The sequence below is a fragment of the Stenotrophomonas sp. 3diitr2024 genome (assembly GCF_042136455.1).
GTDB classification, from domain to species: Bacteria; Pseudomonadota; Gammaproteobacteria; order Xanthomonadales; family Xanthomonadaceae; genus Stenotrophomonas; species Stenotrophomonas sepilia.
In genome coordinates, this window is sequence record NZ_JBHHMJ010000794.1 from 1 (window position 1) to 6,982 (window position 6,982).

Here is a 6,982-nt window from a genome sequence, read left to right on the forward strand (position 1 = left end):
GGGTCGGATCCCCGAATGGGGCTCCGACCCCAACGGTGGGCCCCGGAATGGGTCAGAGCCCCTGCGGGAATCCGACCCTTGGCCGCGACGGGGTTGCCGGCCGGCGACCGGCACTACCATGCCGCGGCTTTATCTTTTACAATTCGCCTACGTTTATCAGGCTAAGCCCGCGTCCCGACGCGGGTTTTTTTCATGTTACCCTTCGGGCCATCAGCGGCCCGATTCCATTGGAGACATCCCATGGCGCTGGAGCGCACCCTTTCGATCATCAAGCCGGACGCCGTTGCCAAGAACGTCATCGGCGAAATCTACGCCCGCTTCGAGAAGGCCGGCCTGAAGGTCGTGGCCGCCAAGTACAAGCAGCTGTCCCGTCGTGAAGCCGAAGGCTTCTACGCCGTGCACCGCGAGCGTCCGTTCTTCAACGCGCTGGTCGAGTTCATGATCTCCGGCCCGGTGATGATCCAGGCCCTGGAAGGCGAGAATGCCGTCCTGGCCCACCGCGACCTGCTGGGCGCCACCAACCCGAAGGAAGCCTCGCCGGGCACCATCCGCGCCGACTTCGCCGAATCCATCGATGCCAACGCCGCCCACGGCTCGGACTCGGTCGAGAATGCCGCGATTGAGATCGCCTACTTCTTCGCCGCCACCGAAGTCGTCTCGCGCTGAGAGTAATGCCGTGAACGAGGTCGTACAGTCCCCCGCCATCCAGCCGCTGCCGAAGTCGGCGCCCACGGCTGGCAAGCAGAACCTGCTCGACCTTGATCGCGCGGGCCTGGAGAAGTTTTTCGTCGAGGTTCTCGGCGAAAAGAAGTTCCGTGCCCATCAGGTGATGAAGTGGATCCACCATCGCTACGTCACCGATTTCGATGAAATGACCGACCTCGGCAAGGTCCTGCGCGCCAAGCTGCAGGCCCATGCCGAGGTGCTGGTTCCCAACATCGTGTTCGACAAGCCCTCCGCCGACGGTACCCACAAGTGGCTGCTGGCAATGGGCGTGGATGGCAAGAACGCCATCGAGACCGTGTACATCCCGGACAAGACCCGCGGCACGCTGTGCGTGTCCTCGCAGGTCGGTTGCGGCCTGAACTGCACGTTCTGCTCCACCGCTACCCAGGGCTTCAACCGCAACCTGACCACCGCCGAGATCATCGGCCAGGTGTGGGTTGCCGCACGCCACCTGGGCAACGTGCCGCACCAGATGCGCCGCCTCACCAACGTGGTGATGATGGGCATGGGCGAGCCGCTGATGAACTTCGACAACGTCGTGCGCGCCATGAGCGTGATGCGCGACGACCTGGGCTACGGCCTGGCCAACAAGCGCGTGACCCTGTCGACCTCTGGCCTGGTGCCGCAGATCGACCGCCTGTCTGCCGAAAGCGACGTGTCGCTGGCGGTGTCGCTGCATGCGCCGAACGACGCGCTGCGCGAGACGCTGGTGCCGCTCAACAAGAAGTACCCGATCGCCGAGCTGATGGCCTCGTGCGCACGCTACCTGCGCGCCAACAAGCGCCGCGAGTCGGTCACCTTTGAATACACCCTGATGAAGGGCATCAACGACAAGCCCGAGCATGCCCGCGAGCTGGCCCGCCTGATGCGCCAGTTCGACAACGCGGTGCAGGCCAAGGATTCGGGCAAGGTCAACCTGATCCCGTTCAACCCGTTCCCGGGCACCCGCTACGAGCGTTCGGAAGAAGCGCACATCCGCGCCTTCCAGAAGATCCTGCTCGACAGCAACGTGCTGACCATGGTCCGCCGCACCCGTGGCGACGACATCGACGCCGCCTGTGGCCAGCTCAAGGGCCAGGTGATGGACCGCACCCGCCGCCAGGCGGAGTTCAACAAGACGCTGCAGGCGGGGAAGGGGAGTGATGCCGCGGCCTGACCGCCTCTGGCTGGTTCTGTTCGCAGGCATGCTGGCCGTTGCGGTCGGCGGCTGCAAATCCCATCCCAAGGCCAAGCTCGGGCCGAGCCAGGCGCCGGTCTATTCGGTGGCTGACCCGGAAAGCGTGCGGCGCGAAGTGCGCTGGCGCGACCTGTTGACCCTGGCGACCCGTGACATGCAGGTCGGCAATCTCGACGCCGCCGAGCGCAAGGTGCGCGAAGCGCTGAAGCTGGCGCCCGAGGCGCCCGATGCGCTGGTGCTGCAGGCCGGCATCGATGACCGTCGTGGCCGCACCCGCCAGGCGGGCGAGAATTTCCGCAAGGCCGCCGAGCTGGCGCCGCAGCGCGGGGACGTGCTCAACAACTACGGTGCCTGGTTGTGCCAGCAGGGCCAGTCGGCCGAATCGCTGGTCTGGTTCGACCGGGCGCTGCAGGCGCCGGGCTATGCCACCCCGGGCGAAGCGCAGGCCAATGCCGGCAGCTGCGCACTGGACGCTGGGCAGCTCGAACGTGCCGAGCGCGACCTGCGCGCGGCACTCGTCGCGGCGCCGGCCAACCCGGTTGCGCTGGAGTCGATGGCCCAGCTGAGCTTCCACCAGGGCCGCTACATGGAGGCCCGGGCGTTCGCCGAACGTAGGATTGCGGCTGCACCCGCAACGCGTTCCGTGTTACAACTTGCGTCTCAAATCGAAGTGAAGCTGGGCGATCGGGCGGCATCTGATCGCTATCTGCAGCGGATTCGACAGGAATTTCCGCAGGATGCGGGCTCCTAACTCCAGGGTTGATGCATTGTGATTGATGACCAGACTGTGAGCGCTCTCGAGACTGCGGCCGGCTGCGGCACCCGCCTGCGCCAGGCCCGTGAAGCGGCCGGACTGACCCTCGAAGATGTCGGCTCGCGCCTGCGCATGCCGGTCCAGGTGGTCAAGTCCCTGGAAGAGGAACAATGGCAGAAGCTGGGGGCGCCGGTGTTCGTGCGCGGCCAGCTGCGCAGCTATGCGCGCCTGCTCGACGTGGACGTGGGCGAGCTGCTGGAGCAGGCCCAGGTCGGCCCGGTGGTTCCGCCCACCCTGGTCAGCCATACCCATACCCCGCGTGCGCGCCGCATTGCCGAGAACCTCGGCCGGCGCGTGCTGTATGTGGGCATCACCGCCGTGCTGGCGGTGCCGGTGTGGTTCGCCACCCGTGGCCACTTCGACGGTAGCGCGACCCCGTCGCCGAGCACCGCCTCGCTGGACGTGATCCCGGCCGCCGTGCCGGTCACGCCGTCCGCAGCTGGTAGCGAGACGGCCGCCCCGGCCGAAGCGGCCACGGCCCCGGCCAGCAAGCCGGCGGCCACCCCTTACGTCGCCTCGCTGGCCCCGGTGCCGCGCCCGGCGCCGGCCCCGGCTGCCGGCAATGCGCTGGAAATGCAGTTCAGCGGCGACAGCTGGGTCGACATCGGCGGCCCGGACGGCAGCACCGTCGAGAAGGCACTGATCAAGTCCGGCGAGACCCGCAGCTTCACGCCGGGCCAGGTGACCCGGGTGACCCTGGGCAACGCCTCGGCGGTCCAGGTTCAGCAGAACGGCGCTATCGTCGATCTGACCCCCTACCAGCGAGCCAACGTGGCACGCTTTCAGGTATCCTCTGAAGGCTCCGTAGTCCCGGTTTCGCACTGAGGCGCGGTTTCACCACCTTCGATTAAACCCAATGGTCCCTCCCGACGGGCGGGGCGAGAGTACGCATGGCGATCGACGATCTGCTCGACGAGCACGAACAAAGTGAACGCGTCCGCAGCTGGCTGCGGAAGAATGGCGCCAGCATCCTCGGTGGCGTAGTCATCGCCATCGGTGCCATTGCCGGCTGGCAGTGGTACCAGAAGGAGCAGGGCAGCAAGCTGGCCTCGGCCAATGTCGAGTACCAGAAGGCCCTGCAGGGCCTGCAGCAGAACAAGCTCGACGACGCCGCCAAGGCGGTCAAGGCGCTCGAAGCCGGTCCGTCCAGCATCTACGGCGACCTCGCGGCGCTGCAGCTGGCCAAGGCCCAGGTCGACGCCGGCAAGAACGAAGAGGCACTGGCCACCCTGCGCAACGTGAAGGTCGAAGGCGACCTGCAGCGCGTGGTCGACCAGCGTGTGGCCCGCCTGCTGGTGGCCACCGGCAAGAGCGACGAGGCCATCAAGCTGCTGGGCAGCGCCACCGACAGCAGCAGCCTGGAAATCCATGGCGATGCGCTGATGGCGCAGGGCAAGCGTGACGACGCCCGCGTACAGTACGAGAAGGCGCTGAAGACGCTGGACGTGGCAGCGCCGCAGCGGCGCCTGCTGGAAACCAAGGTTATGGACGCCGGCGGCACCGTTGCCGCCCCTGCGGAGTCGGTTTGATGAGTCAGAAGGTCATGATCACCCGCGTCGCCACCGTGCTCCTGATGGGCATGGCCCTGACCGGCTGCGGCACCATGAAGGGCTGGTTCGCTGGCAAGGACGCGGCGGCGAAGAAGGCACAGGAACCGGCTGAGCTGGTCAAGTTCGAGCCGACCGTGAAGGTCAGCAAGATCTGGTCGGTCAACCTCGGCAAGGGCGAGCGTCGCATCGGTGTGCGCCAGGGCCCGGCGGTGGCCAACGGCCACGTGTTCGCTGCGGCGATCACCGGTGGCGTGCACGCCATCGACCTGCAGACCGGCAAGAAGGTCTGGACCTGGGAGCCGAAGAAGGAAAAGAAGAAGGCCAAGCTGCGCCTGTCCGGCGGCCCGGGTGTCGGTGAGAACCTGGTCGTGATCGGCACGCTGGATGGCCAGGTCATCGCGCTGGACATCAACGACGGCAGCGAGAAGTGGCGCGCCCGTGTTCCGGGTGAAGTCATCGCCGCGCCGGCCGTTGCCCAGGGCATGGTCTACGTGCGCAGCAACGACGGTCGTGTGACCGCCTTCGATGTCGGCAATGGCACCCAGAAGTGGTTCAACCCGAGCGAGCTGCCGGCGCTGACCGTGCGCGGCAACGCGCCGGTGGTGACCGGCCCGGGCGTGTTGTTCATCGGCAAGGACGAGGGCGCGGTTGCGGCCCTGGCCCAGCAGGATGGCCGCACGCTGTGGGAACAGAACCTCGGCAACGGCGAAGGTCGCACCGAGCTGGAGCGCATGGCGGACGTCGACGGCGCACCGGTGCTCGATGGCAACACCCTGTACGTGAGCAGCTTCAAGAACCAGACCATGGCCATCGAAGGCCCGACCGGTCGCCCGCTGTGGGCGCGCGACCATGGCGGCGCAGGTGGCGTGGCGGTGTCGTCGGGCAATGTGTTCGTGACCGACAACAAGGGAGGCGTGTTCGGCCTGGACAAGGCCAGCGGCGCAGCCATGTGGTCGCAGACGGCACTGGCCCGTCGCTCCCTGACCGGCCCGGCACTGCACGGCGACTACGTCGTGGTCGGTGACTACAAGGGATACGTGCACTGGTTGCAGGCCTCCGATGGTGCGATGGCGGCACGGGCAAAAAGTGGCGGCGACGCCCTGCTGGCCCAGCCGGTCGTCGTCGACGGGGTGCTGCTGGTGCAGAACGTGGATGGCAAGCTGACCGCCTTCCGGTTGGCAAACTAAAAAATTGGAGTAATCGCGATGCTGCCTCTGGTCGCCCTGGTTGGACGGCCGAATGTCGGCAAGTCGACTATTTTCAATGCGCTTACGCGCACCCGTGACGCGCTGGTCCATGACCAGCCCGGCGTCACCCGCGACCGCAACTACGGTGTCTGCCGCCTCGACGAGGACAACCATTTCCTCGTCGTGGATACCGGTGGTATCGCCGGGGAAGACGAAGGCCTGGCCGGCGCTACCACGCGCCAGGCCCGTGCGGCCGCGGCCGAAGCCGACCTGATCCTGTTCGTCGTCGATGCCCGCGAGGGCACCTCGGCGCTGGACGACGAGATCCTGGCCTGGCTGCGCAAGCTGTCGCGCCCGACGCTGCTGCTGATCAACAAGATCGACGGCACCGACGAGGACAGCGTGCGTTCCGAGTTCGCCCGTTATGGCTTCGGCGAGATGCTGACCGTCTCGGCTGCGCATCGCCAGGGTCTGGACGACCTGCTGGACGAAGTGATCCAGCGCCTGCCGGAAGAAGGCAGCGGCGAAGAGCTGGACAACGACCCGAACCGCATCCGCATCGCCTTTGTCGGCCGCCCGAACGTGGGCAAGTCGACCCTGGTCAATCGCATCCTCGGCGAGGAGCGCATGATCGCCTCCGACGTGCCGGGTACCACCCGCGACTCGATCGCGGTGGACCTGGAGCGCGACGGCCGTGAGTACCGCCTGATCGACACCGCCGGCCTGCGCCGTCGTTCGCGCGTGGATGAGGTCGTCGAGAAGTTCTCGGTGGTCAAGACCATGCAGTCGATCGAGCAGTGCCAGGTGGCCGTGCTGATGCTCGACGCCACCGAAGGCGTGACCGACCAGGACGCCACCGTGCTCGGTGCCGTGCTCGACGCCGGCCGCGCGCTGGTGATCGCCATCAACAAGTGGGATGGCCTGACCGAGTACCAGCGCGAGCAGGCGGAAACCATGCTGTCGCTGAAGCTGGGCTTCGTGCCGTGGGCCGAATCGGTGCGCATCTCGGCCAAGCATGGCTCGGGCCTGCGTGAGCTGTTCCGTGCGGTGCATCGTGCGCACGAATCGGCGAACAAGACCTTCACCACCAGCGAAGTGAACAAGGCGCTGGAAGTGGCCTACGAGACCAACCCGCCGCCGACCATTCGCGGCCACGTCTCCAAGCTGCGCTACGTGCACCCGGCCGGTTCCAACCCGCCGACCTTCATCGTGCACGGTACGCGCCTGAAGGAACTGCAGGAGTCGTACAAGCGCTACCTGGAGAACTTCTTCCGCAAGCGCTTCAAGCTGATCGGCACGCCGGTGAGCTTCATCTTCCGCGAGGGTACCAACCCGTACGAGGGCAAGAAGAACGTCCTCACCGAGCGGCAGGTCAAGGCCAAGCGGCGCTTGATGAAGCACGTCAAGGGCAAGTGATTCACGAAAAAGGCGGCCGCAGGGCCGCCTTTTTTGTTCGCGCCCCTACCGGTAGTGCCGGCCGCTGGCCGGCAACCTCGGGTCGTCCGGTGCGTTCATGGCCATGCCGGCC

General features: G+C 66.7%; 7 protein-coding genes. All 7 read left to right on the top strand.

Annotation, left to right across the window (positions count from 1 at the left end; genetic code table 11):
- Positions 1 to 240: 240 nt before the first annotated feature.
- The 7 genes from ndk to der all read left to right on the top strand — a co-directional run bounded on the left by ndk (position 241) and on the right by der (position 6,870).
- On the top strand, positions 241 to 666 hold the full coding sequence (ndk, locus tag ABGA94_RS21080; protein ID WP_375368032.1) for a nucleoside-diphosphate kinase: 426 nt from the start codon (positions 241 to 243) through the stop codon (positions 664 to 666).
- Between the two features lie 10 nt (positions 667 to 676).
- A complete protein-coding gene (gene rlmN, locus ABGA94_RS21085) occupies positions 677 to 1,882 on the top strand; it encodes a 23S rRNA (adenine(2503)-C(2))-methyltransferase RlmN (RefSeq protein ID WP_005409296.1) in 1,206 nt (401 codons plus the stop codon).
- Positions 1,869 to 2,654 carry a type IV pilus biogenesis/stability protein PilW gene (pilW, locus tag ABGA94_RS21090; protein WP_375368034.1) on the top strand — a complete coding sequence of 262 codons (786 nt, stop codon included), beginning with the start codon at positions 1,869 to 1,871 and terminating at the stop codon, positions 2,652 to 2,654. The genes rlmN and pilW overlap by 14 nt, the downstream gene beginning before the upstream one ends.
- A gap of 18 nt (positions 2,655 to 2,672) precedes the next feature.
- Positions 2,673 to 3,542, top strand: coding sequence for a RodZ domain-containing protein (locus ABGA94_RS21095; protein ID WP_049413003.1), 870 nt, complete (start codon positions 2,673 to 2,675; stop codon positions 3,540 to 3,542).
- Between the two features lie 65 nt (positions 3,543 to 3,607).
- Positions 3,608 to 4,246: a tetratricopeptide repeat protein gene (locus ABGA94_RS21100; protein ID WP_014036903.1), complete on the top strand. Its 639-nt coding sequence runs from the start codon at positions 3,608 to 3,610 to the stop codon at positions 4,244 to 4,246.
- Complete coding sequence (bamB, locus tag ABGA94_RS21105; RefSeq protein ID WP_005416243.1) at positions 4,246 to 5,454, top strand: outer membrane protein assembly factor BamB; 1,209 nt, start codon at positions 4,246 to 4,248, stop codon at positions 5,452 to 5,454. Before ABGA94_RS21100 ends, bamB begins: the two co-directional genes overlap by 1 nt.
- 18 nt (positions 5,455 to 5,472) lie before the next feature.
- Entirely contained in the window at positions 5,473 to 6,870 is a 1,398-nt protein-coding gene (gene der / locus ABGA94_RS21110) for a ribosome biogenesis GTPase Der (protein WP_005413118.1), read from the top strand.
- Positions 6,871 to 6,982: the final 112 nt, after the last annotated feature.

What these genes read in the sequence shown, in the direction of transcription:
- ABGA94_RS21100 (WP_014036903.1), top strand. Translation starts at nt 3,608, where the DNA reads ATGGCGATCGACGATCTGCTCGACGAGCACGAACAAAGTGAACGCGTC.
- bamB (WP_005416243.1), top strand. Translation starts at nt 4,246, where the DNA reads ATGAGTCAGAAGGTCATGATCACCCGCGTCGCCACCGTGCTCCTGATG.
- ndk (WP_375368032.1), top strand. Translation starts at nt 241, where the DNA reads ATGGCGCTGGAGCGCACCCTTTCGATCATCAAGCCGGACGCCGTTGCC.
- der (WP_005413118.1), top strand. Translation starts at nt 5,473, where the DNA reads ATGCTGCCTCTGGTCGCCCTGGTTGGACGGCCGAATGTCGGCAAGTCG.
- pilW (WP_375368034.1), top strand. Translation starts at nt 1,869, where the DNA reads ATGCCGCGGCCTGACCGCCTCTGGCTGGTTCTGTTCGCAGGCATGCTG.